2 protein-coding genes are annotated in these 1,212 nt (G+C 68.7%); one reads left to right on the top strand and one right to left on the bottom strand.

Going from position 1 to position 1,212, the window contains the following annotated elements; all coding sequences use genetic code 11:
* Positions 1 to 28 precede the first annotated feature (28 nt).
* Complete coding sequence (locus tag ACFV5N_RS27925; protein ID WP_385605364.1) at positions 29 to 1,000, bottom strand: acyl-ACP desaturase; 972 nt, start codon at positions 998 to 1,000, stop codon at positions 29 to 31.
* 65 nt (positions 1,001 to 1,065) lie between these two features.
* Between ACFV5N_RS27925 and ACFV5N_RS27920 the strand changes: the two genes are divergently transcribed.
* On the top strand, positions 1,066 to 1,212 hold a 147-nt coding region (locus ACFV5N_RS27920; RefSeq protein ID WP_385605367.1), incomplete at its 3' end, for a hypothetical protein.

Raw genomic sequence — 1,212 nt, 5'->3', positions numbered from 1 at the left:
GTCCCCACCCGGGGGGCTGCCCTCCGGGTCAGCTCTCGCGGCGGGCGGCCTGGCGGGCGCGGCGGGCGGCGAGGCGCTCGTCGAACTTGCGGGCCTCGCTGTCCAGGCCGTTCATGAACATGCCGATCTCCTCCTGGGCCCGCTGTCCCTCGGGGCCGAGCCCGGGCACCTCCATGACCTTGAGGAAGCGCAGCACCGGCTGGAGGACGTCGTCGTGGTGGATGCGCATGTTGTAGATGCCGCCGAGCGCCATCCGGGCCGCCGCGCGCTCGAATCCGGGGATCCCGTGGCCGGGCATCCGGAAGTTGACCACCACGTCGCGGACCGCGACCATGGTGCGGTCCGGCGCCAGCTCGAAGGCCGCCCGCAGCAGATTGCGGTAGAAGACCATGTGCAGGTTCTCGTCGGTGGCGATCCTGGCCAGCATCCGGTCGCAGACCGGGTCACCGGAGTGGTGGCCGGTGTTGCGGTGCGAGATGCGGGTGGCCAGCTCCTGGAAGGCGACATAGGACACCGAGTGGAGCATCGAGTCGGGGTGGTCGAACTCGAAGCCCTCGGACATGTGCTGCATCCGGAAGTTCTCCAGCTCCACCGGGTCCACGGCGCGGGTGGTGAGGAGGTAGTCGCGCATCACGATGCCGTGCCGGCCCTCCTCGGCGGTCCAGCGGTGCACCCAGGTGCCCCAGGCTCCGTCGCGGCCGAACAGAGTCGCTATCTCGTGGTGGTAGCTGGGGAGGTTGTCCTCGGTGAGCAGATTGACCACCAGGGCGGTGCGCCCGACGTCGGTGACCTTCGACTGGTCGGGGGCCCACGGTTCGCCGCCCAGCGGCCCGTCGAAGTTCCGGCCCTCGCTCCAGGGCACGTACTCGTGGGGCATCCAGTCCTTGGCCACCGCGAGATGGCGGTTGAGCTCCTTCTCGACGACTTCTTCCAGGGCGAACAGCAGCCGGGCGTCGGTCCACGCGTCCTTGACGGAGATGTGGTCGGGGCTCAATGTCACGGGCGCTCCAGGGCGGCGAAGTCACAGGGGTACCTACGAGACCGTAGGTTACGGCACCGTAAGTTATTTTCCTTCGCTCTGACAAGCTCGGTTACCGGACGTGCATATCGCGTGACGTAACGACGAAAACGGGCGAGGGCCCGGGGAATGCCCCCGGCCCCACGGTCACCGACATCATCCGCGAGCTGGAGAAGCCGGGCCGCGACCCGCGC

The sequence above is a fragment of the Streptomyces sp. NPDC059853 genome (assembly GCF_042731495.1).
In the GTDB taxonomy this organism is placed as follows: Bacteria; Actinomycetota; Actinomycetes; order Streptomycetales; family Streptomycetaceae; genus Streptomyces.
This window is presented reverse-complemented; position numbering and strand designations above follow the sequence as displayed.